Raw genomic sequence first — 22,026 nt, 5'->3', positions numbered from 1 at the left:
ACGAGGTAACCAACAGACTACAGGTGGGGCACGATCTGCGGCCCCACCAACGCGATTCGGGAGACATGACTTGAGGCGAAGCACTTTCTCTCGCGCCGTCACCCCTCGGGCGATAATCGCCGGCCTACTCGCGATTGCCGCCACCGTCTTCATCGTCGCCTGGGCCGAACTGGTCACCGGCACGATCATGATTGGTTTTCTGCAGTTGCCTCCGGTCGTCGTGGCACTGCTGTTCCTCTTCGCCCTCCTCAACAAGCTGCTGGCCCGCATCTCGCCGCGCTTGCCTCTGACCCCCCCTGAGATGGTGGTCGTCTACTGCATGATGCTCATGGCCGCCATGATCACCTCGCGCGGTCTCATGGAAGACCTGATCCCGATGCAGGTGGCGATGAACTACTACGCTACCCCTGCGAGCAAGTGGGAGGACGTGTTCTTCCCGCACATCAAGCAGTGGATGGTGCCCTGGGATGTGAAGGGTGGGGCGCTGCAGGATGTATCGGTCGGGTTCTATGAGGGCCTCAAGCCGGGGACGCCGGTGCCCTGGAACCTCTGGATCGTCCCGACCCTGGCGTGGCTCAGTCTGGTCGGCATGGTCTACGCCGCCTTCCTGGCCCTCTCCACCTTCCTGCAGCGGCTGTGGGCCGACCACGAGCTCTTGTCCTTCCCACTGGTGCAGCTTCCGCTGGAGATGATCGGCCACACCAGCAACCGCCCCGGGGTCACAGGGGATGCTCGCGACTTTTTGCGCAACAAGCTGGTCTGGATCGGTTTCGCGGTCCCCATGATCATCTTCGGCCTCAACGGCCTGCACCAGATCTACCCCTCGGTACCGCAAGTCATGACGCAGCTCTCGGTGAACCAATTCCTCAAGGGCAAGCCCTGGAGCGACCTTGGCTACACCACCATGTTCTTCTCCTTTGCGGCCGTGGGGTTCTTCTACCTCTTGCCCACCGAGATTCTGCTGAGCCTGTGGCTGTTCTACATCCTGGCGCGGGTACAGGTGCTGATCGGCTCCAGCTTCGGCGTGCTGGTCCGGCCGATGCCTCACGTGGGAGTCACCCAGTTCGTGGGGTACCAGACGGTCGGCGCCTTCTTCGGGCTGGTCGGGTACATGGCCTATGCCTCTTGGCCGCGGATCAAGGCGATGTTTGCCTCCGCGATGCGCCGCCACGACCGCGGCGACCACGACGAGCTGATGCCCTATCCGGTGGCGCTGGCGGTGCTGGGTCTGGCGCTGGTCGGAATCCTCGCCTTCAGTGGCGCGACCGGGTCTTCACTGTGGGTCTCCGTCGTCCAGTTCGGGATCTACATCTTTGTGGAAGCCATCGTCATGGCCCGGAGCACAGCCGAGGCCGGGATGCCTATGACGGAGGGCTCCTTCACTCCGCTGGATGTCATCGGGCTCTTCACGCACAAGCGGAGCATCGGGCCTCGCAGCCTGACCTCCCTGGCCTTCACCGACTGCCTGTTCACTCGTGACCTGCGCGGCCTGACCCTGACGGGCTTCCTCGACGGGCAGAAGATGGCCGATGAAGTCGGGATGCGCCGGCGCTCGCTGCTCGGCGTGTTCGTGCTCGCCATTGTCGTCTCCGTGGTGTTGTCCGGACTGCTGAGCATCTACCTGCCCTACCAGCGGGGCGCCGTGACCATGTACTCGTATACCTACCGGTCGAACTCCGTGGCCTTCTGGCGCGAGAACTACCCCTTCATGACCGGCCAGGAGAGCTTCACCTGGGTTGCGCCGGTGTGGAGCGCCGTCGGGCTCGGTGTCACCCTGGTGCTGTCGCTGCTGCGGCGCAGCTTCGTGTGGTGGCCACTCAACCCGCTGGGCTATGCCCTTTCCTGCTCCTGGACCACGACGGTCTTCTGGTTCCCGATGCTGATAGCGTGGATCGTCAAGACGGTGATCATGCGCTATGGCGGCATCGGCACCTACCGCAAGGCCCGGCCGGTGTTCCTGGGGTTGATCTTCGGGGAGTTCACGATGGCGGTGTTCTGGACCCTGGTGAGCTGCATCTTCCACACCCAGGCGCCCAGCTTCCCGTGGCCCTAGACAGCCGCAGTACAGGTCCCTGACCGTAGTCAGCCACGCAAAAGCCGGACAGGAGAGCCCTTCGAGGATGTCCCGAAGCGGCCTTCTGTCCGGCTTCTCGTTTCCGGCTGAGACTGCCTAACCCGCAGAGGGCACCTTGAGGAAGACCGCCCACAGGTACCAGTAGACCAGGGGCATGCAGAACAGGATGGCGTCGAAGCGGTCCAGAACTCCGCCATGGGGGCCGAAGGCCGCGCCGAAGTCCTTGATCCCCAGGTCACGCTTCAGCACCGACTTGCCCAGGTCGCCGAGGGGTCCCAGGATCCCCATCGTCAGCCCCAGAAGCAGGGAGTGCCCCATCCCCAGGCCAAGCCACGCCCCCATTGCCAGGGCTCCAAGGATCGCTGCAATCAGACCCGCCACACCGCCCTCCACCGTCTTGTTCGGGCTGATGCGGGGTGCCAGCTTGTGCTTGCCGAGGAGGCCGCCGGCCAGGTAGGCGAAGGTGTCCGAGGCCCAGACCGGCACCATCACCAGCAGCAGGCCACCCATGCGCTTGGCGAACTCACCTGCTTCGGCGTTGCCGACCATCGTAGGAACATCCAGGTAGCGCATTCGCAGCACGAAGGACATCAGCAGCCCGATGTAGACCACGCCGAAGACGGTCGCGGCCGAGTTTGCCACTGCCGACTGACCGGGACGGTTGCCGAACTGGGCGATCAGCGAGAGTGTGACGCAGGCGAACAGGATGATGAGGATGTACTGCAAGGCGTTCATGGCCGCCGGACCGGTGACGACGTTGGACGCCCCGGAGGCGGCTCCGATCAGTTCGCCACGCTCGGTCACCAACAGCATGAGCACGGCGCAGATCCAGCCCAGTCCCACACTCGGGCGTATATCCTTGGCCTGCAGCGCCGAGTAGTACTCGCTCAAGGCGACGATGGTCAGGAGCACGATTCCCAGGAAGAAGGGCCAGTTTCCGTAGTAGCCGATGCCGAAGAGCAGGGCAAGGCCGATGACCGCCACAATCGCGCGGCGGAGGAACTTCTTGAGCAACAGCATCGCCAGGGCCTCCTCAGAATCCAAAGTGCGCGGCAGGTGCGTCCGGCCGTCCGATGCGACCCGCGCAGGAGTCTTGTGGTATTGCCGTCCAGGGCTAGGAGCAACCGCCCAGACGCCGACCTGCCTCGATGTGGCCGGTGGGACCATGGCCGTGGCCCAGCTCCAGCCCATTCTCGATGGCCAGGGAGATGAACTCCTTGGCCCGCTTGATGGCCTCGATCAGGGCAAGACCGCTCGCAAGCCCCGCCGCGATTGCCGCGGAGAAGGTGCAGCCCGTGCCATGGGTGTTCTTGGTGTCGAACCGTTGGCCCTCCAGGAGGACTTCCTCGCCCGTGTCGCGCAGGTAGACAAGATCAAGCGGCCGGTCGTCCAGATGGCCGCCCTTGACGATCACCGCTTCCGGGCCGTGCTGTGCGATCCGCCGGGCAGCCTCCCGCATCCCTGTCAGGTCCTCCACCTCCAGCCCCGTGAGGGCCGCCGCCTCATGCAGGTTTGGAGTCACCACCCGGGCCAGCGGCAGCAGTTCCTTCAGCACCGCTTCGCGTGCGCTCGCCTGAAGCAGGGCGTCGCCGCTCTTGGCGATCATCACCGGATCGACTACGAGATTGGCGATGCCATAGAGACGAACTCGGTCGGCCACCGCAGAGACGATCGGCGCATCCACAAGCATCCCGGTCTTGGCGGCGTCACAGCCGATGTCGTCCATCACCGCGTCAATCTGGGCGGTCACCAGGTCCGGGCTCAGCGCCTGCGACCAGCGAACCTCCTCGGTGTTCTGCACGGTGATGGCGGTGATCGCGCTCATCCCGTAGACACCCAGCACGGTGAAGGTCTTCAGGTCGGCTTGGATTCCTGCGCCACCCCCTGAGTCGGAACCGGCGATGGTCAGTGCCACGGGCACCGGACGAGAGGCAGCCCGCTGTGCGGGCGGCAAGTTGGAAAGGTCGGTACTCATTCACTATCGGCTCCTTGCAGCGCCCGGGCCCGACTGCGACCCAGGTACACGTCATCGACGCACAACTCGCCCAGACCGCCGCCCTGCTCCGCATAGCCGTCGAGACCGATCCTCAACGCACCCCGGACGGCGCCGACGGGCACAACGAAGCTGCCATAGAGGAACTTCCACTCCCCCGGGGCGGAGAAGGCCTCCGTCTTGCCAAGACCCGAGCCTCGGCTGTTGGAGCTCTTGGGATCAGACCAGGTGACAAAGCTGATGACCACTCGCGGTGCCGTGCCCTTGAGCCAGAAGGAGTAGTAGTAACGGTGCATCGGCTGGACCTGCGGCGCGTTTGCTCCCGTGAAGCCGTCGCTGCCGGTGAGCATCAGCGCGACGTTGATCGAGGTGCGGCCGTCGCCCCACTCGTACATCCTGTTGGCCACGAGCTTCCCGCAGCGACCGCCCTTGCGTCCCTCCGCCGAGACCAGGTCACATCCACCTGCGCCGGTGTAGGTCTGCCAGCCGACGGGCTTGCCCTCGGCCACCTGTTCCGCCCCCGGGTTGACGATCAGGTTCGCCGCATCCTCCTCGGTCATCGGCGGCAGGCCCTTGAGGGCCGTCAGGGCGTCACGGTATGCCTGGTGACCGGCCACCCGCTGGCGGACCTCGGCGACGACTCCGGCGTTCTGACAAGACGCAGCGACTTCGTCGGCGAGGGTCACTTCGGCGTTCAGCGTGGAGGCCAGCGACTCCACCTCCGCGGCATCGAAGGGTTGGCTCGTCATCTTTCTCGCTGTCGCCAGGAAAGACGACGGGCTCCCAAGCTGCGGGGCAAGCTCGTCGTAGACCTTGTAGAAGGCGTCGCGGAAGGCGATCAGACGGTCGACCTGATCCGGCCCGGCAATCATGGCCATGGCGGTTCGCAGCGACGTCTCGGGATCATAGGCGGCCGGGTTCCACAGGTAGTCGGCGGCTGCCAGCAGCCCGCACTTGTAGATTTCGCCACTGCCCGCGTTCAGGTGCACCTCGCCGCTGGTGAGCTCCCAGAACTTGTCCGCGTACTTGGTGTGGAAGGTGTCCAGGAAGTAGTGCGGCGGCGTGTGGTGCATGTAGAGGGTGTTATCCCACAGCATCGCCTTGCGTCCGTTGAGGAGGCCCTGGTAGTGGTCCACGTCGGCGGCAGTGATCTGTGCCGAGCGAACCCTGGGCCCTGTCCACACGATGCGGACCTCCGGCGCAATCCCCGCGGAGGCCTCCTTGAGGTACTCCTCGCCGCCTTCGCGGTAGTGGCCGGAGGGGTCCCAGTAGTAGGGCAAGACCACGTAGAGTTGGCAGTCGGGATAGGCCTTGTGCAGGCGGCCCCACAGGTCGTTGATCATCGCGATGTTGACCGCCGCGAGATCATCGCCCCAGCGTGCCCGGTCCTTCTCGCTACGCACGTGGTACAGCTTCGGTCCCGTGCTGTCGCCCTCGCTGGCGAAGTCGTCCAGGCACAGCATGACTCGCTTGCCACCGGCGTCGAGACCGATCTTGCAGGCCTCGAAGAGCTTCTGCAGGTCGCCCTCGTCGGAGACCTCAATGTGTTCCTTCCACAGATAGTAGGGGTTCACGAAGGGCATGCAATCCAGGCCCCGGGAGCGCAGGTGCTCGGTCAGAATCCGCACATGCTCGCGGTACTCGGGCGACGGGTCGACCCACTTGTCCTGGCCCAGGGTGCTGTAGCAGAGGTTGTAGCAGTTGAACTTGGCGAAGGGTGCCCACAGGCCCATCTGTCGCGAGCCGGACTCGGCCTTGCAGTCTCCGCCGGTCTTGAAGGACCGCAGCTTGTAGGTCGGCCAGTCGCGGACCTGGGCGCCGTGAAGCACGACCTTGTCACCGACGCGCTCCAGAAGCTGGACGAGACTCTGGGCGGCGAAGTAGGCGCCCGCCTGATCGTGACCGGCGAGGAACACACCCCGCAGGCCCCGGTGGTGCTCATAGAAAGAGATGCTGTAGCCCTCCGTCTGCGTGACCGGCTCGACGCGACACATACGCAGGTGTCGCTGGAGGAACTGGCTGGTCTCCACGACGCCAAGGCAAAGGTAGACCTCGGCCTTCGGGCGCTGGTTCTCGACGGCAATCGGCACGGTCACGCCACCGGACAGGTAGCTGACGCGGGCGGCGATCTCCGCCGCTGCCAGCTTCTCCGCCTCCGAGGCCTTGGCCGACAGAAGCAAGCAAGCGGTCGCGGTCTTCGTTTTGCAGTCGGCGACCGGCCACAGGTCCTCAGTGTAGGTGACCGCTTGTGGCGTCGGGAGAATCTTGCCGGTGTAGTAGCGGGTGAAGGGTTGGACGACCGGCTCGGCAGAAAGGAGGGAGACAACGCCCATCACGAGACAGAGAACCAGCAAGTCGACAGTTCGCATAGGGAGCCTCTTGGGTGTGAGAAGGTGTTCACCTCTGTCCGCCGCACGAGTACGCTATTCGACCCGGGAGAAGGGTATTCCTGTCCGGGGCCGAACCACCGTGGTCGAGACCCGCATCCGAGAGACTGGCCTGTCGTGCCGAGGTGGGACCATGCGAAAGCCCGTCATCCTTGCCATCGCCGGTGGCAGCGCCGACCACGCCAGCGGGGACTTCGTCATCGCCTTCTCCACCGGCAACCGCCTCTCGGCGCGGGGTGAGCAGCGCACTACGGGTAGCGGCCTCGTGGCCGAGACAGGTCTCTCCGGCCTCTTCCGCGCGACCATCGAGACCACCGAGGAGGCCATCCTCAACTCCCTCCTCCGGGTGGAGACGATGGTGGGGCGCGATGGAGTCGAGCGTCTGGCGATTCCGGTAGGGACGCTGCTGGAGGTGCTGTGCAGGCAGAATCTCCCCCCCCCGCAAGAGTCCAAGCGCGCTGGGAATGAGGGCGCATCAGGACTTTGACTGATCACTGAAAAGGAAGCGCTGCCCCACATGAGTGCGGGGCTAGGCTGTTCGCTGAGGGCGTTCGCCAAGAGCGGGAAGCAGCGAGTTCGCGCTAGCCCTCTCCTCATTCCCCTCGCAGTCGGTGCCGAAACGGCTGTGCCAGCATCGGAGCAGCATCTCAACAGCTACCGCGACCCCCAATGAGGCCACATCCAGGCACAGGTCGTACTGTCTGGCATCCCCCCAGTCCCGGCCCGAGAGCGAGGCGTGGTACCGAGCCCGGTCACGATCGCTGCACTCAAGCCTCTCCTGGGCTTCGCGGGCAGACACATGGTACAACTCCTGCACACGGTGCTGCCGGAAGCCAGTGGGCGCATGGAGAAAGACACTGATATGTCTGGGATGCGTCTGTAGAGTGTGGATGCCACCTCGGCCCACGACGATCGCGCTTTGCGTCCGGGCGATGTGCGCGATGACTGCCGCCTCGACCTGACGCAGTGCGCCGTCCGTCGGGATGTTCAGAGGCGGAGGAAAATACAGGCTCTCAGGGTTTCCTGCCGCGAGAGACTGGAGCACCGACTCCCATACTGTCCTGATCCTCTCGTCCTGGTCCTCGAGTAAGTCCTCGGAGGCATCGAGTTGCAGGGCGGCGCGGTGGAGTATCTCACGGTCAAAGCAAGAGATGCCGAGCCGGCGGGCAAGCTCGCGTCCGATGAGAGCACCGCCACTCCCGAGTTGTCGACTGATCGTCAGTACACACGGCTCTGGAGGTTGCCGGCCACTGAGGGGGTAGCCAGCTTCGCCTTCCATGCCCACCAGGGATGCCGGCTCCTTCCTCCCATGCAGCACGTAGTACAGCAACAGGCACGCCGCCGCCACACCTGCCACAACCATATACATGCCCCGGTAACCAGCGAAGGGGACCACAAACCCGACCATCAAGGGGCCAACTCCCATTCCCACGTCTGACAGCGTGTAATAGGTTGAGTTCGCCAGCCCCATGCGATGCCGCGGCGTCATTTTGACAGAAATGGCCTGAGTGCTGGACTGTATGGCCCCAAAGCCAAGACCGATCAGACCTCCGGCCATCAGCAGTGTGTACCCATGATGGGCCTGGCTGAACAGAACCATGCCAACAGCAAAGGCTGCGATCGCTGAGTACATGATCGAGTTCTCGCCCTTCACGTCAAACAGGCGGCCAACGAACGGCCTCGAAATCAGGATCACCACCGCATACACCAGAAAGAAGAAGCTGGCTGCATCTACCAGACGGATTTGCTTGGCATACACGGTCAGGAAAGAGACGACGCTGGAATAGCACAGGAAAATCAGCATGGCGACGGTTGAGATCGGGATGACTCTGGCCTCAACAAGATTGCTCAGCTTGAACCCCTTCATCTCCGCCAACTGCTCTCGTGTCAACTGCGTGCCAGCTATGGATAGCAAGGGCGTGACCACAAGGCTGATTGCCGAGGCAACTGCGCAGGCGGCGAAGATCATGCCGAAACTGCCACGCTGACTGATGAATATGCCCAGGAAGGGACCGACGGCGGTTGCCAAGATCTGGCTCAAACCATAATAGCCAATCCCTTCGCCGCTTCTTTCCTTCGGAACGATACTGCCAACAATCGTCGCCGTTGTCGTCGTGGTAATCCCAAAGGCCGCGCCATGGAGCAAGCGGACCGCGAGCAGGAGGACGAAACTATTGGCTCCAAAGTACGACACCGTCATGAGCAGATTCAGGATGACCCCTACGTAGAGCGCCCTCTTGTAGCCAACGCGCCCGATCCACTTCCCGCACAGAAGACGTGCCGCGAGTCCGCCGATGATGAAGATGCTGGCGGAAAGGCCCGCCTCACTTGGTGAGGCGCCGAATCGCTCCATTGCATACCCGGAGACAACTATCATCAGTAAGTAGAAGTTCAGAGCAACCAGGAAATTGACGAGGGAAACGAGCACGAAGTCTCTTGTCCATAGTTGTGGTCTGGCCATAGTCACGCTTTCTTTCTGCCGTCTCCAAAGACAAAGCCGTGCTCAGGCTGCTAACCATGCTCAACGCGATCATGGCGCAAGCAGCACCTTGCCACCACCCCGTGCCCGAGACGGCTTGACGAGCAACACAGTTGCTTTCCACGCGTGGAGAGGATGCCGAAGGCAGGGAGTGAGGTGGCGTTGTGGTATGCCTCCGACTGAGAGCCGGAGGCAAGCGGACAGCAAAGTGCCGGCAGCGCATCCTTCAGAGCGCCAACTCTACCGCTCGAACACAGCCGCGGCGGCCTGTAGCTTCTCCGGGATGTTCAGCCCGGCGGGGCACTTCTTCATGCAGGTTCCGCACTCCACGCAGGCGTCCGGGTAGACCTCGAGACTCTCCCAGAGCTCGTCGCCCATGTGTCTGAGCTCCTCCGGGTACTGCGTCTTCATGTGGACGGCGCGGAAGATCTCCGGAATGACAAGGCCCTGCGGGCAGGGAAGGCAGTACTCACAGCGCAGGCAGGCCTGCTTGTAGCGGTACTCCTGACCCAGGCCGCCGATGAGACGGCGCAGCTCCTGGAGTTCGTCGGCCGAGAGCGGGTTGTAGTCCTCGCCGAGAGCCGCATCCTCCTCGATCTCCCGCACGCAGGTGATACCGGGGATGACAACGCTGACGGCCGGGTTTCCCAGGACGAAGCGCAGTGACCCCGCCACGACGGCGTCGGCTCCGCCAAGTCCCGCCACCTTCGCCTCGGCAGGCAGAGCAAGCTGGCCGCCCGACAGCGCCTTCATGATGATGACGCCCAGGTCGTGCTCCTGGGCCAGCGGCAGAACAACCTCGTGCACGCCCTCGGAATCCAGCGGCGAGTAGGCGACCATGAGGGTCTCGAAGAGACCGGACTCGATGGCGGCCTGCATGACGCGCCAGTCGCGGTGGATGGTGATCCCGAAGTGCCGGATCTTGCCCTCTGTGAGGGCAGCCGCTCCGACCTCGACGGCTCCGCCGGGCGCGTTGATCTGCTCCCATTGCTCCCAGGTGCTGACGCTGTGGAGTTGCCACAGGTCCACGTGATCTGTGCGTAGATTGCGCAGGCTCGTCTCCAGTTCGGCGCGTGCTTCCCCGGCCTGACGCTGCACGGTCTTGGTCGCGAGGTAGTACTCGTCCCGGCGGCTCTCCAGGGCGATGCCGATCTTCTCCTCGCTGTCGCGGTAGGCCCGAGCGGTGTCGACGAAGTTGACGCCCAGGTCCAGCGCCCGGTTGAGCGCAGCGGTTGCCTCCTCCTGGTCGACCTTCGGCAGCTTGATGGCGCCGAAGCCTACGATGGAAACCTCCAAGTCAGTCTTTCCCAGACGGCGGTACTGCATGGTTAGTCCTCCGGTCGCAGGGGTCGATGTGCACCCCTGGTGCAAGGTCCTCATCATACGAGGGCCTGTCAACTTTCGCCACCTCAGTCGCGATCCCCTTGGCGGCAACTGGAGTGCACCGGGGAGGGATGATCCCTGCCGCCGCTGAAGGACTGCGGTGCTGTGGTCGACTGATCACCTGTCTGTCGGCGTCGAAAGGGGAGACCTTGGGTGCAGCTGAGTCAGGCGCACCACGATGCCGTGAATCGTCGTCGTCGCATCGTCGTGCAGTACGATGCTCACGGGCAACTCGGGGCGGATTTCGGCGAGTGGCTCGACTTCCGCTTCCGCTACTTCGACCAGCCCGGCAGCCAGGTTGACAGCATCTTCTGGGACGTGGGCTTCGGAAGCTGGGCGCCGTACCCCAGCCAGGTGCTCGAGCGCTTCGAGCATCCCGGGCTGCGCTTGTGGTGGGATCAGGGGATTGACTGGATCGCGGGGTTGGTGACCCAGACCCATCAGCGGGGCCTGGAGGCCTTCTGGAATCACCGCGTGAGCGAGGTAGATCTCAGCCCGACCGAGAGCCTCGACCCCGGCTGCACGCTCATGCTCGACCGCCGCAATCCCCTCAAGGAAGCTCATCCGGACTGGGTTCTCAAGACCTGGTGGTGGCAGGGCATGTGGAACTACGCGGTGCCCCAGGTCCGCGAGTTCCAGGTCGCCATCCTTCGTGAGGTTGCCGAAACCTACGACCTCGAGGGCTTCCAGCTCGACTTCGCCCGGCACGTACCGTGTCTGCCTGTCGGCCGACAGTGGGAATTGCGCGACCAAGTCACCGAGTTTCTCCGCATGGTCCGTTCGATGCTGGAGGAGGTCGCGGCGAGCCGTGGACGCCCTTATCTGCTGGCGGCCCGTATCCCGCAGACTCTCGCCGGCTGCCATGCCGACGGCTTCGACATCGCTCAGTGGGTGCACGAGGACCTGGTGGATATCCTCACACTGGGCTCGCGGTCCATGACGGTCGACCTGGCGGACTTCGCCGAAGTGGTTGCCGGACACAACCTCAAGCTCCAGCCCTGCTTCGACGACCACCATGCGACCGATGGTTACCGCTTTCCGCCGGTTGAGTTCCTGCGGGGAGTGTTCGCCAACTGGTGGGCACAGGGAGCCGACAGCGTAGCGACCTTCAACTGGACCAACGCTCCGGCCCAAGAGTGCGAGGAGCTGATCGCGAAGGGCTGGCAGCGGGCAATGTTCAACGAGCCGGGGCCCGCTTCTCACGGGCAGGCCTACTGCGAGGTGGGTAGCCCCGACACGATCGCGCGCAAGGACAAGGTGTTCGCCGTTGAGCGACGGGGCGGCTATCCCTGGGCGGAGGGCTTCTTCAACCGCAATGACGAGGCCCTGCTACCGCTGCCTTTGCGCAACGACGGCACGGCAGCACAGGTCCCTCTGTACTTGGGCGATCCCCTCCGCAGTGACGCGGACCAGGTTGCGGGCCTCAAGCTTCGCCTCGTCCTCTTCGGGGCAAGAGAGGGTGACAGGATCGCTGCCTCGCTCAACGGAATGGAGCTTCCGGTGGAGGTCTGCGACCATGGCTGGAAGGACCCGCAGATCTTCTCACCGGCACCTCAGCCCGCCTCTGGCGGCAGAGGGCAGTACGCCGTCGATCCCCGCCAGCAACTGCTCCGGCTGGACTTCCTGCTGCCGGCGTCCCTGTGTCGGCGTGGATGGAACCGCGTGGACGTCTGGATCGCAGACCGTATCGCCTATGTGGTCCGCGATATCGCCCTGGAGAAGGTCGAACTGCACGTGCAGTACCGCTGAGGTGTGTCCGCAAAGAGAAAGGCCCGGGCGGGTGCCCGGGCCTTTCCAGGGAGGCGGGGCTCGCTACCCCGACAACTTGACGATCTTGCCCTGCTCCGCGGAGGCATTTGCAGCCAGGGTGATCTCCAGCGTCTTAAGGGCGTCTGCGTAGGTGCACTGAACCGGCGCCGGATCGCCCGTCCGCACGGCCTCCATGAAGGCCTCGTCCTCGATGACGAAGATGTCGGGCTCGCCCTTGATCTCCTCCGCGACCTTATGCTCCTTGTAGACCTTGCAGTCGTGAGCCCAGCCGCGGAACTCGTAGGCGACGTTGCCGGCGAAGACGTCGAGCGTCACGCCACCGTGGGCATTGCATCCGCAGCAGGAGTGCAGATTAGCCACGCCGCCGTTGGCGAAGTGGATGGTCACGGCCAGGGCGTCGTCGATGTCATAGCCCGGGATGTTCTGGTTGAAGCCCTCGGCCGCGAAGGCGCTCACATGAGTCGCCTCGCCGCAGAGGAAGCGGACGACGTCGACGGTGTGGGTGACCTGCTCGACGAACTGACCGCCGCTCTTGGCCTTCTGAACCCACCACATGCTGATGGGCCGCTCGGGACTCGGGTTCGGCTTGCCGCCGATCCAGCCGCCGGAGACGTAGATGGCCGGGTCCTGCTCCAGGCTCTTCTTCGCCGCCTGGATCGCCTTGCGGTAGCGGTTCATGTAGCCGGCTGAGGTGAGCAGGCCCTTGTCCTCGACGGCCTCAGCAATCCCGGCCGCCTGGTTGTAGTCGCGGTTGATGGGCTTCTCCACGAAGAAGGGGATATCGCGCTCGACGCAGGCCATCTCAGCCGCACCGTGGGCGAAGGGCGGGAGCAGCACGTAGCAGCAGTCGGGGGTAACGGTATCGAGCATCTTCCCCGCGTCCGCGAAGGCCTGACCACCGTGCTCGTCTGCCATGGCCTGCGCGCGCTCCAGGGCAACGTCGCAGAAGCCGACGAGTTCAACGTCCTGCATTTCCTTCAGGCCGGGAACGTGGGACTTGGCCATACCGCCACTGCCGATGAAGGCAACCTTTACTGTCTTGGGCATAGGGGATAACTCCCTTCATGGTATCGTCTGTGGGGCGGTCACTTCGACAGCCCTCCCGCAATGCCCTTCGGGGATTCGAGGTTGAGCCCAGGATCGCCTGCGGCCCTCACAGCACACCCTTGCGGTGCAGGTGTCGGGGCGTAGACGCCGAATTGCCACTTTACGCCCCCCCTGGACGGCCCAGGGCGATTCTTTCCCCCTCAGGTGAGCGTCATGTTTGCGGGCCTTGGCGTGGTCGTCTGCGTGTTGCTCGGTTCCAGCCTTCCAGCCCAGCAAGCCCCTGTCATCCGCGATTGTCATTACCCCGGTCTCAGTCCCGACGGCTCCCGCATCGCCTTCTCTTACCAGGGCGACATCTGGGTTGCCGACGTTGCCACCGGCGACGCACGGCGGCTCACTCTCAGCGACGCCTATGACTCGCGACCGCGCTTCTCGCCGGACGGAAAGCAACTGGCCTTCGTATCGGACCGCTACGGCAACAGCGATCTGTTCGTCATGCCTGCCGGTGGCGGGGAGATTCAGCGCGTCACCTACCACAGCGGCGGCGACACCCTGACCGACTGGTCGCCCGACGGTACGAAGCTCTTGTTCAGCTCCGCCCGCGACCACGACCGCTTGGCACCCTATGAGATCGAGCTGAAGACCGGCTACGTGCATCCGGTGCTGCGCGACGTGTGCTCGGTGTCGGCCAACAGCTACAGCCCCGACGGCCGCTATGTGTTGGGAATTCGCGACGGTATCACGTGGTGGCGCAAGGGCTACACGGGATCGGCCAATGCCGAGCTTGCGATGTACGACACGCGTCAGGACACGCTGAAACTGCTCACCGACAATCCGGGGATGGACAACTGGCCCGTGATGAGTGCGGATGGCAAGCGTGTCTTCTTCGTCAGTGAGCGCAACTGCCGACCGAACGTCTTCGAGATGAACCTGGCCGATAGCCGGGTGCGCCGGCTCACCTCCTTCGACACCGACGCCGTCAACTTCCTGCAGATCTCCCGCGACGGCAAGTGGCTGGCGTTCGAGTGGAACTTCGACCTCTGGCGCATGCCCACTACCGGCGGCACTCCCCTGAGGATCGCCCTGCACGCCCCGGTTGACTACCGCCAGACCTTCGAGACCGATACCACGCTGACCGACGGCATCCAGGAGATGGAGGTCAACCGCGACGGGTCGCTGGTGGCGGTCCGCGTCCGCGACGACATCCTCTTCGTGAAGCCCGACCTCAAGAACGATTCGATCCGCCTCACCGACTGGCAGGGCTTCGAGGGCGACTACTTCTGGTCACCCGACGGCAAGCAGCTCGCCTACACCACCCAACAGGAGCCGGCGGAGTCGATCTGGGTAGTTGACGGCGCTACCCGGCAGAAGCGAAGGCTCGTGCATGACGACAAGTTCTACCTCGACCTGATCGGGTACACGCCGGATGGCAAGAAGCTCCTGTTCCGTCATAACGCCGGTGGCGACGGCATCTTCGCGGCTGATCCGCAGACCGGCGAGGTCACCCGGTTCCTCAGCGACCCCAATATCCAGGAAGTGCGCATCTCTCCGGACGGTCGCTGGGTCCTGGCCCAGATCGATGACCCGCGTTCCGGCACCGACCTGTTCGTCAAGCCTCTGGCCGGTGGCGAGTGGGTAAACATCACCCGCGAACCGAAGGGAAGCTGGACGCCCTGGTGGTCGCCCGACGGCAAGCGCATCTACTTCGCCTCCAGTCGAGAGGGGAACACGGAGATCTACTCGGTGGAGCTCCAGCGTGAGCCCGCCAAGTTCGAGGACTACGAGCAGCAACTGGCCGACAAGGAGAAAGAGAAGAAGGAAAAGGAGAAGGAGAAGAAGACCGAGAAGCCGGCCGCTGCTGCCACCGAGGAGAACAAGTCCAAGACGGAGGAGAAACCGGCTGCTGAGAAGACTGAGGAGAAGCCCTGGAAGTACACGACCATCGACCCCTTCGAGATCGACTTCACCGAGATCTATGAGCGCGCCAAGTGCCTGACGAATACCCCGGATAACGAGAGCAGCCTGATCGTCACGCCCGATGGCAAGACTCTCCTCTACATCAAGGGGCGCGAGATCTGGGCGATGGACCCGGACGGCAAGAACCAGCGGCGTCTGGTAACGGGCAGCTTCGACCTGGGTGCCCTGCGGCTACAGGAGGACGGCAAGGCTCTCTTCTTCCTTGATGGCGGCAAGCTCAAGAAGGCCCCGATCGCCGGCGGGAACCCGACGGACATCTCCTGGAAAGCGAAGATCCACACCGACGACCGGCTGGTGCAGAAGGAAGCGCTCCGCCAGGCCTGGGCGATGCTCGACGAGAGCTTCTACTCGGCCAACCTGCACGGTGTCGACTGGCCGGCGCAGTACAAGCGCTACAGCCTGCTCTGTGACGGCACCCTCGGGCGGGACGACCTGCAGCACCTGATCGGACGTATGATCGGCGAGCTCGACGGCTCGCACCTGGGCATCTCCGGCGGCACTGCTCCGACCGGGCCGTCCACGGCAAGTCTGGGAATCGTGGCAGACCCGAAGTACCGTGGCCCGGGTATCAAAGTCCTCGAGGTCCTTCCCAACGGGCCGCTGGACCTACCCGAAGCCAGGGTGGCTGCGGGTGAGTACCTCCTGAGTATCGACGGCAAGGAGGTCTCCAACAACGAGGACTTCTGCCGGCTCCTCAGCAACCGCGAGGGCGAGCGCCTCAAGCTCAAGGTCAACAAGGAACCGAAAGCCGAGGGTGCCCGGGAGGTCTCCGCCAAGCCCATCTCCCTGGGGACTGTGGGTGAGCTGCGCTACCAGGACTGGCTGCGCAGGAACCGCGAGATGACCACCAAGCTGTCCGGGGGCAAGGTCTACTACCTGCATATCCGCTCCATGGACGATGCCTCCTTCACTCGCTTCGAGCGCGAGCTCAACGGTGCCGCGCAGCATTGCGAGGCACTGCTGCTTGACGTGCGCAACAACGGCGGCGGCAACACACACGACCGCCTGCTGGAGGACCTCACCAAGACTGTCCACGCCTGGAACGCGGCTCGCAACACGCCTCTTCGCTCCTCACCCTTCTCGCAGTTCGACGGGCCGAAGGCGCTGCTCATCAACGAGCACTCCGCCTCGGACGCCGAGATCTTCCCGAACGGGTTCCGCCAGAAGGGCCTGGGCCCGCTGGTCGGAAGGACGACCTCAGGCATGGTCATCGGCACCTCCGATCGCACGCTGGTCAACGGGTTCCGGTTCCGTGTGCCCTGGGTCGGCTGGTACACGATGGACGGCATCGACCTGGAGAACCTGGGCGTGAAGCCGGACTACGAGGTGCCTTTCTCCTACGAGGACTACCGCGACGGCAAGGACCCGCAGATTGAGAAGGCGGTCAGTCTACTCATGGAGACGCTGCAGAAGACCGGCGGCCGCAAGCAACCGATGCGACCCATGGGAGGCTGAGGAGCTCTGGGCCCTGCGTGAGGCCCCGTTTTGCCCCCGGCACGTTGACCCGGTGGCCTGGCGGTGGTAGGATTCACACCTTCTGACGAAGTTCTGCCTGTGGTGGCACTGGGCCTCCGGGATCGGCAATGGCTCACGAGAGCATCCGTGTCTATGGTGCACGGGAACACAACCTGAAGGACGTCAGTCTCGAACTCCCCCGAGACGCCCTTGTGGTGTTCTGCGGCGTCAGCGGTTCCGGGAAGTCCTCGATGGCCTTCGACACCATCTACGCCGAGGGCCAGCGGCGCTATGTCGAGTCCCTGTCGACCCACGCTCGGCAGGTCCTGGGGGTCATGGCGCGCCCGCAGGTCGACCACATCGACGGGCTGTCTCCCGCCATTGCCATTGACCAGAAGTCGGCCAGCAGCAACCCTCGCTCCACCGTCGCCACCATCACCGAGATTCACCACTACCTGCGCGTCCTCTACGCTCGCCTGGGCCGACCTCACTGCTACCAGTGCGGGCAGGAGATCGCCGCCTACACCGTGCAGCAGATTGTCGACCGCGTGCTGGCGCTGCCCGAGGGCACCCGCCTTCTGGTTCTCGCGCCGCTGTCGGCCGAGACCAAGCAGCGTGACGCTCTGCGGGCGGCTCGTCGCGCGGGATACATTCGGGCGCGGATCGACGGCGAAGTCGTCGACCTCTCCGAGGGCGTCGACCTCAAGGGCGACGGACACGAGCTGGAGATCGTCATTGACCGCCTGGTCGTCGATGCCAACGTGCACTCGCGTCTGGCCGATTCCGTCGAGTTGGCGCTGTCCGAGGGCGACGATACCACGATCATCAACGTCCTGGGCGGCGAGGACATGATCTTCTCGACCCGCTTCGCCTGCCCGACCTGCGGCATCACCTTCCCGCCGATGACCCCGGGAATGTTCTCCTTCAACAGCCCGATGGGAATGTGCCCGAGCTGCGGCGGCCTGGGGACGCGCGAGGACATCGCCCCTGAGCTGTTCGTTGCCGATCCCAACCAGTCACTACTGAACGGCGCGCTGGAGATTCTCGGCCACGCCCGAACGCCGCACGTCGAGCACCTGCTGCGTGGGCTGGCCAAGCACTACGGCTTCGACCTCAAGACGCCCTGGCGCGAGCTCTCCGAGCAGGCACGCCAGGTGGTTCTCTACGGCTCCGGTGAGGACAAGATCGACTTCTCCTACGTCACCCGCGGGGGCCACGAGTACAGCTACACGAAGGCCTTCGAGGGGCTCATCCCGGCCAGCGAACGCAGGCGCAAGGAGACACGCTCGAAGGCCGGTCGCGATTTCTACAGCCGCTTCTACGCCCAGGTGACCTGCCCCGAGTGTCATGGCACTCGACTGCGTCAGGAGGCGCTGTCGGTGCTCATCGACGGGCGCAACCTGGCCGAGGTAACGGCTCTCGATGTCGAGAGCGCACTCGAGTTTTTCGAGCAGTTGGACCTGGGCAACACCGGCGGTGTGATTGCCGCCGAGTTGCTCCACGAGGTGCGAGCGCGGCTCAGCTTCATGAAGCAGGTCGGCGTCGGCTACCTGACCCTCGACCGTGCGGCCCCGAGTCTCTCCGGCGGCGAGGCCCAGCGGATCCGCCTTGCCACGCAGATGGGCTCCGGCCTCGCCGGTGTGCTGTACATCCTCGACGAGCCCAGCATCGGTCTGCATCTGCGCGATCACGACCGGCTGTTGCAGATGGTGATCGACCTGCGCGATCTGGGCAACACGGTGCTGGTCGTTGAGCACGATCCCATGACGATCGAGGCCGCCGACTACGTGGTGGAGTTCGGACCGGGTGCCGGAGTTCGTGGTGGTGAGGTCATCTACGCGGGCGATGTGGCGGGGATGAAGGCCAGCCGCAAGTCCATCACCGGCCGCTACCTCACCGGCGAGCTGGAGATGCCCTTGCCCGAGGTTCGTCGGCCCGGCAACGGTCGGTGCCTGGAGATCCGCGGAGCCTCCGAACACAACCTCAGAGACGTGAACGTCAAGATCCCGCTGGGGTCCCTGGTGTGTGTGACAGGGGTCTCCGGGTCGGGCAAGAGCACGCTGGTACACGACGTGCTGTATGCGGCGCTCCGCAAGAGGCTGTACAACTCGACGGAGCGCGTCGGGGCGCACAAGTCGATCCTCGGCGTCGAGCACATCGACAAGATCGTCAACATCGACCAGAGCCCGATTGGCCGCACACCACGCTCGAATCCCGCCACCTACTCGGGAGTCTTCGCCCACCTTCGCACGCTCTTCGCCTCGACACCCGAAGCGAAGGTCCGGGGCTACAAGCCGGGCCGGTTCAGCTTCAATGTGCGCGGCGGACGCTGCGAAGCCTGTCAGGGCGACGGCGTGGTGAAGATCGAGATGCACTTCCTGCCGGACGTGTACGTCCCCTGCGACCAGTGCGGCGGCACGCGCTACGACCGTGAGACGCTGCAGGTTCACTACAAGGGCAAGAACATCGCCGACGTGCTGAACCTCACCATCTCCGAAGCCCTCGACCTGATGCAGAACCTCCCGCAGATTGAGCGCGTCCTGCGCACCCTCAAGGAGGTCGGCCTCGACTACCTTACGCTGGGGCAGTCGGCGACGACGCTCTCCGGCGGAGAAGCTCAGCGGGTGAAGCTCGCGCGGGAGCTATCCAAGATCGGTACCGGGCAGACGCTGTACATCCTCGACGAGCCGACCACCGGCCTGCACTTCGCCGACATCGAGAAGCTGATGGAGGTCCTCAACCGGCTAGTGGATGCGGGCAACACCGTGCTGGTGATCGAGCACAACCTCGATGTGATCCGCAGAGCCGACTGGGTGATTGACCTCGGCCCCGAAGGCGGCAGAGGTGGGGGACAGGTTGTGGCTGCCGGGACGCCCGAAGAGGTCGCGAAGAACAAAGCCTCGCACACGGGCCACTTCCTGCACAAGGTCCTCGGACGCCACGGCGGCTGAGGCAATCCCTCTGCCTTGTCCTTCCCCTTCCGGCAGAACGCAACTCAGAGCAAGACACAAGCAGACCTTGGTGGTGACGGCAATGGCGAAGACGCCCTACGATGACGTTCCTCCAGACAGCCTCATCCTGCGCGACTACCTGGCGGCAGACCGCACGCAGCTCGCCAATGAGCGGACCTTCCTTGCCTACCTGCGCACGGCGCTGGGAGTGGCAGTAACGGGGGTATCGCTTGTGAAGTTCGGCGGCTCGGCGGCCTGGGAGACCCTTGGCTGGGCGCTGGTCCCGGTGGCTTTCGTGACGGCTCTGATCGGGGTAGTCCGGTTCCGTGCCATGGCGGCGCGACTGGCCACCTTCTCGCAGGAGCCGCCCTGCCCGTCTCCGAGCACTGACGAAAAGAGCCAGGATGCCTGACCTGCCGGAGGCCTCACGGGCCTGCCAAGCCGATCGCCTCCTGGCCCTCTTGGTTGGCCCCCGGGATTACTGCTCCTGGATGGTCTCCTCGATCTTCACGCCGAAGTGCCTGCCGGCACTCTCCAGTTGCACCAGCACTTGCATCCCCGGCTTCAGCTCCACCACACTCACCGGACGGCCCTCGGGGGTGACCAGGCGAATCGTCTCCGCATTCTGCAGGATCGCCGACAGCTCCTTGCCTTCAGCCTGCGCCCGCACCAGTAGCAGGGGGCGGCGCTCGACCTTCGAGCGGCCCACGGTTGTGACGCGCGTCTTGCCCTCAAAGCTCACGATCAGCGCCTCGTCACCGCTCTGCAACTCCGAGAGGTAGCGCGTTCGCTCACCGGGCACCTGGACATAGGCATGGACCGGCCCGGCGTTCACGCGGAAGGGACGGCAGGCGACATAGGGGTTCTCCACGCACTCGCAGTGGACCAGGAACATCGCAGCACTGCTGTTGCCGACGAGCATTCCCTCACCGACGCCCATGTTGGTGCAGGTGTCGACGCAGACGCGGTCGCCCATTCCCGCCGGTCGCACCTCGGTGATCGTCGCGGGCTGCAGATGCACCTGCTCCGCCTCGCTCTTGACCGCGGCGACGGTACGCTTGATCTCGGCCGGGTCGTCGGTGACGAGCAGCACACCGGCTGTCCCGCTCTCGAGAGTGGTGACGGCGAGCAGCGCCTCCTGGGCCGACCGAACCTGTGCGATGACTCGGGCGCCCTCGGCGATGAGGTTCTCCAGCGGGATGACGGTCCAGTCGGTAGCGCGGACGATCACCAGGCCTGCCTTCCCGGCGGCCAGGGCGGCTCGTTCGCCCTCCTTGCCGGTGATGTCAACCTGCAGGACCTGCTCGCCCAGCTTGAGGTCACCATCGGGCGCGATGGTGGTGATGAGCCCGAGGGACCTCACCTGGTCGCTCTTTCCCGCCGGAATCAGGACGCCGTCGGCGCCGGATTCCAGGGCTGCCGTCACGAGGTCCTTATCCCAGGGGTCTGCCTGTACCCATACGAGTTTCATGGCCGGGTCTTCGCTCCTCCGTCTCGACGATCCAGAAAGGCCAAGTCAGTTCCGCTGCACGATCTCCAGGGCTTCCTCGAGGCTCTTGTGGCCGTGGACGAGAGCGACGATGGCGGCGACGATGAGGTCAGGCCGCTCGTGCTGGAAGGCGTTGCGTCCGATGGAGACACCCGCGCTGCCGGCTTCGATCGCCCCCTGGACCATCTCGAGTATCTCGCGGTCGGTCTCCATCTTCTCGCCACCGGCGATGACGACCTTGATGCCGCCAACACGATGACCACCGCAGCCCTCGACGACCTCGCGGAAGGTGTCGGCGCTGCCGGTGTAGTTGACCTTGACCACGTCGGCCCCGATCTCAGCAGCCACCCGAGCGGCATGGCGGACGACCTTCACGTCATACTCGCTCTGGATCTTGGCCCCTCGCGTGTAGACCATGGCGACCAGCGGCATCTGCCAGTTCTCGCACTTGCGGGCGACCTTGCCGAAGTCGCGCAGCATGTCGCTCTCGTCCTGGGCGCCCAGATTCACATGGATCGAGACGGCATCGGCACCGTACCTGATGGCCCGCTCGACGCTGCTTACCAGGACCTTGCGGTTCGGGTCGGGAGCCAGTGAGGTGCTGGCGGACAGGTGCAAGATGAGGCCTACGTCGCGGCCGTAGCCACGATGACCCATGAGGGGCAGGCCGACATGTCCCAGGACGGCGTCGGCGCCACCGCCGGCAACTTTGTCTACGGCGGCGGGCATATCGATGAGGCCGGGGATCGGGCCCATCGTCACACCGTGGTCCATGGGGACGATAACGGTACGGCCGTCGAGACGGTTGCAGATGCGCTCAAGACGGATCGACTTTCCAAGCATAGGGTTTCACGCTCCGGTCCTTTAGCGGGCGACCCGCAGACAATCTTGCGGGGGAGTGTACAGCCTGGGTGCCAACTTCACAAGGCCTGCCCTTACTTCGGGCTCTACCCTTGACCTTTGCGACCAACCTGTCTACCCTTTACCCATTCTCCCCACCCCAATCAGCTGCAACAATGGA

At 64.4% G+C, this 22,026-nt stretch carries 14 protein-coding genes; 6 read left to right on the top strand and 8 right to left on the bottom strand.

Translation table 11 applies throughout. The features are described 5' to 3' along the window. Nucleotides 1-70 precede the first annotated feature (70 nt). Nucleotides 71-2,053, top strand: coding sequence for a DUF6785 family protein (locus ABFE16_11405; protein MEN6345900.1), 1,983 nt, complete (start codon nt 71-73; stop codon nt 2,051-2,053). Between the two features lie 117 nt (nt 2,054-2,170). Here ABFE16_11405 and ABFE16_11400 read toward each other — a convergent pair whose 3' ends face one another. The 3 genes from ABFE16_11400 to ABFE16_11390 form a co-directional block, all read right to left on the bottom strand. Next, nucleotides 2,171-3,094: a phosphatidate cytidylyltransferase gene (locus tag ABFE16_11400; protein ID MEN6345899.1), complete on the bottom strand. Its 924-nt coding sequence runs from the start codon at nt 3,092-3,094 to the stop codon at nt 2,171-2,173. A 94-nt stretch (nt 3,095-3,188) separates the two neighbouring features. Beyond that, nucleotides 3,189-4,049, bottom strand: coding sequence for a bifunctional hydroxymethylpyrimidine kinase/phosphomethylpyrimidine kinase (gene thiD, locus ABFE16_11395; protein ID MEN6345898.1), 861 nt, complete (start codon nt 4,047-4,049; stop codon nt 3,189-3,191). Next, nucleotides 4,046-6,436 (bottom strand): beta-N-acetylglucosaminidase domain-containing protein, encoded by a 2,391-nt coding sequence (locus tag ABFE16_11390; GenBank protein ID MEN6345897.1) that lies wholly within the window; start codon nt 6,434-6,436, stop codon nt 4,046-4,048. The genes thiD and ABFE16_11390 overlap by 4 nt, the downstream gene beginning before the upstream one ends. Before the next feature lie 151 nt (nt 6,437-6,587). On the opposite strand from ABFE16_11390, the gene ABFE16_11385 reads away from it, so the two are divergent. After that, a complete protein-coding gene (locus tag ABFE16_11385; GenBank protein MEN6345896.1) occupies nt 6,588-6,941 on the top strand; it encodes a P1 family peptidase in 354 nt (117 codons plus the stop codon). 42 nt (nt 6,942-6,983) lie between these two features. On the opposite strand, the gene ABFE16_11380 is transcribed toward ABFE16_11385, so the two are convergent. Next, nucleotides 6,984-8,915 carry an MFS transporter gene (locus ABFE16_11380; GenBank protein MEN6345895.1) on the bottom strand — a complete coding sequence of 644 codons (1,932 nt, stop codon included), beginning with the start codon at nt 8,913-8,915 and terminating at the stop codon, nt 6,984-6,986. A 258-nt stretch (nt 8,916-9,173) separates the two neighbouring features. Beyond that, nucleotides 9,174-10,259, bottom strand: a complete 1,086-nt coding sequence (locus tag ABFE16_11375; protein MEN6345894.1) for an aldo/keto reductase — start codon at nt 10,257-10,259, stop codon at nt 9,174-9,176. 210 nt (nt 10,260-10,469) lie between these two features. Here ABFE16_11375 and ABFE16_11370 point away from each other — a divergent pair, with 210 nt between their 5' ends. Next, nucleotides 10,470-12,065 (top strand): family 10 glycosylhydrolase, encoded by a 1,596-nt coding sequence (locus ABFE16_11370; protein ID MEN6345893.1) that lies wholly within the window; start codon nt 10,470-10,472, stop codon nt 12,063-12,065. A gap of 63 nt (nt 12,066-12,128) precedes the next feature. Here the strand turns inward: ABFE16_11370 and ABFE16_11365 are convergent, their stop codons facing one another. After that, complete coding sequence (locus ABFE16_11365; GenBank protein MEN6345892.1) at nt 12,129-13,133, bottom strand: Gfo/Idh/MocA family oxidoreductase; 1,005 nt, start codon at nt 13,131-13,133, stop codon at nt 12,129-12,131. Nucleotides 13,134-13,346: 213 nt separating this feature from the next. Here ABFE16_11365 and ABFE16_11360 point away from each other — a divergent pair, with 213 nt between their 5' ends. The 3 genes from ABFE16_11360 to ABFE16_11350 all read left to right on the top strand — a co-directional run bounded on the left by ABFE16_11360 (nt 13,347) and on the right by ABFE16_11350 (nt 19,928). Further along, nucleotides 13,347-16,565, top strand: coding sequence for a S41 family peptidase (locus ABFE16_11360; protein MEN6345891.1), 3,219 nt, complete (start codon nt 13,347-13,349; stop codon nt 16,563-16,565). Between the two features lie 128 nt (nt 16,566-16,693). Then, a complete protein-coding gene (gene uvrA / locus ABFE16_11355) occupies nt 16,694-19,516 on the top strand; it encodes an excinuclease ABC subunit UvrA (GenBank protein MEN6345890.1) in 2,823 nt (940 codons plus the stop codon). A gap of 82 nt (nt 19,517-19,598) precedes the next feature. After that, on the top strand, nt 19,599-19,928 hold the full coding sequence (locus tag ABFE16_11350; GenBank protein MEN6345889.1) for a DUF202 domain-containing protein: 330 nt from the start codon (nt 19,599-19,601) through the stop codon (nt 19,926-19,928). 66 nt (nt 19,929-19,994) lie between these two features. Here ABFE16_11350 and ABFE16_11345 read toward each other — a convergent pair whose 3' ends face one another. After that, nucleotides 19,995-20,987 (bottom strand): 3-dehydroquinate synthase II, encoded by a 993-nt coding sequence (locus ABFE16_11345; protein ID MEN6345888.1) that lies wholly within the window; start codon nt 20,985-20,987, stop codon nt 19,995-19,997. A gap of 45 nt (nt 20,988-21,032) precedes the next feature. Continuing rightward, nucleotides 21,033-21,848: a 2-amino-3,7-dideoxy-D-threo-hept-6-ulosonate synthase gene (locus ABFE16_11340; protein MEN6345887.1), complete on the bottom strand. Its 816-nt coding sequence runs from the start codon at nt 21,846-21,848 to the stop codon at nt 21,033-21,035. Nucleotides 21,849-22,026 lie beyond the last annotated feature (178 nt).

It is taken from the genome of Armatimonadia bacterium (assembly GCA_039679385.1).
Classification (GTDB): domain Bacteria; phylum Armatimonadota; class Zipacnadia; order Zipacnadales; family JABUFB01; genus JAJFTQ01.
The sequence above is the reverse complement of the archived record's forward strand: the minus strand, read 5'-3'. Positions and strand labels throughout refer to the sequence as shown.

Bases quoted from the DNA above. Each gene is read 5' to 3' on its own strand.
- ABFE16_11345 (MEN6345888.1), bottom strand. From the start codon at position 20,987: ATGAAACTCGTATGGGTACAGGCAGACCCCTGGGATAAGGACCTCGTG.
- uvrA (MEN6345890.1), top strand. From the start codon at position 16,694: ATGGCTCACGAGAGCATCCGTGTCTATGGTGCACGGGAACACAACCTG.
- ABFE16_11385 (MEN6345896.1), top strand. From the start codon at position 6,588: ATGCGAAAGCCCGTCATCCTTGCCATCGCCGGTGGCAGCGCCGACCAC.
- ABFE16_11340 (MEN6345887.1), bottom strand. From the start codon at position 21,848: ATGCTTGGAAAGTCGATCCGTCTTGAGCGCATCTGCAACCGTCTCGAC.
- ABFE16_11360 (MEN6345891.1), top strand. From the start codon at position 13,347: ATGTTTGCGGGCCTTGGCGTGGTCGTCTGCGTGTTGCTCGGTTCCAGC.
- ABFE16_11400 (MEN6345899.1), bottom strand. From the start codon at position 3,094: ATGCTGTTGCTCAAGAAGTTCCTCCGCCGCGCGATTGTGGCGGTCATC.
- ABFE16_11375 (MEN6345894.1), bottom strand. From the start codon at position 10,259: ATGCAGTACCGCCGTCTGGGAAAGACTGACTTGGAGGTTTCCATCGTA.
- ABFE16_11390 (MEN6345897.1), bottom strand. From the start codon at position 6,436: ATGCGAACTGTCGACTTGCTGGTTCTCTGTCTCGTGATGGGCGTTGTC.
- ABFE16_11350 (MEN6345889.1), top strand. From the start codon at position 19,599: ATGGCGAAGACGCCCTACGATGACGTTCCTCCAGACAGCCTCATCCTG.
- ABFE16_11380 (MEN6345895.1), bottom strand. From the start codon at position 8,915: ATGGCCAGACCACAACTATGGACAAGAGACTTCGTGCTCGTTTCCCTC.
- ABFE16_11365 (MEN6345892.1), bottom strand. From the start codon at position 13,133: ATGCCCAAGACAGTAAAGGTTGCCTTCATCGGCAGTGGCGGTATGGCC.
- thiD (MEN6345898.1), bottom strand. From the start codon at position 4,049: ATGAGTACCGACCTTTCCAACTTGCCGCCCGCACAGCGGGCTGCCTCT.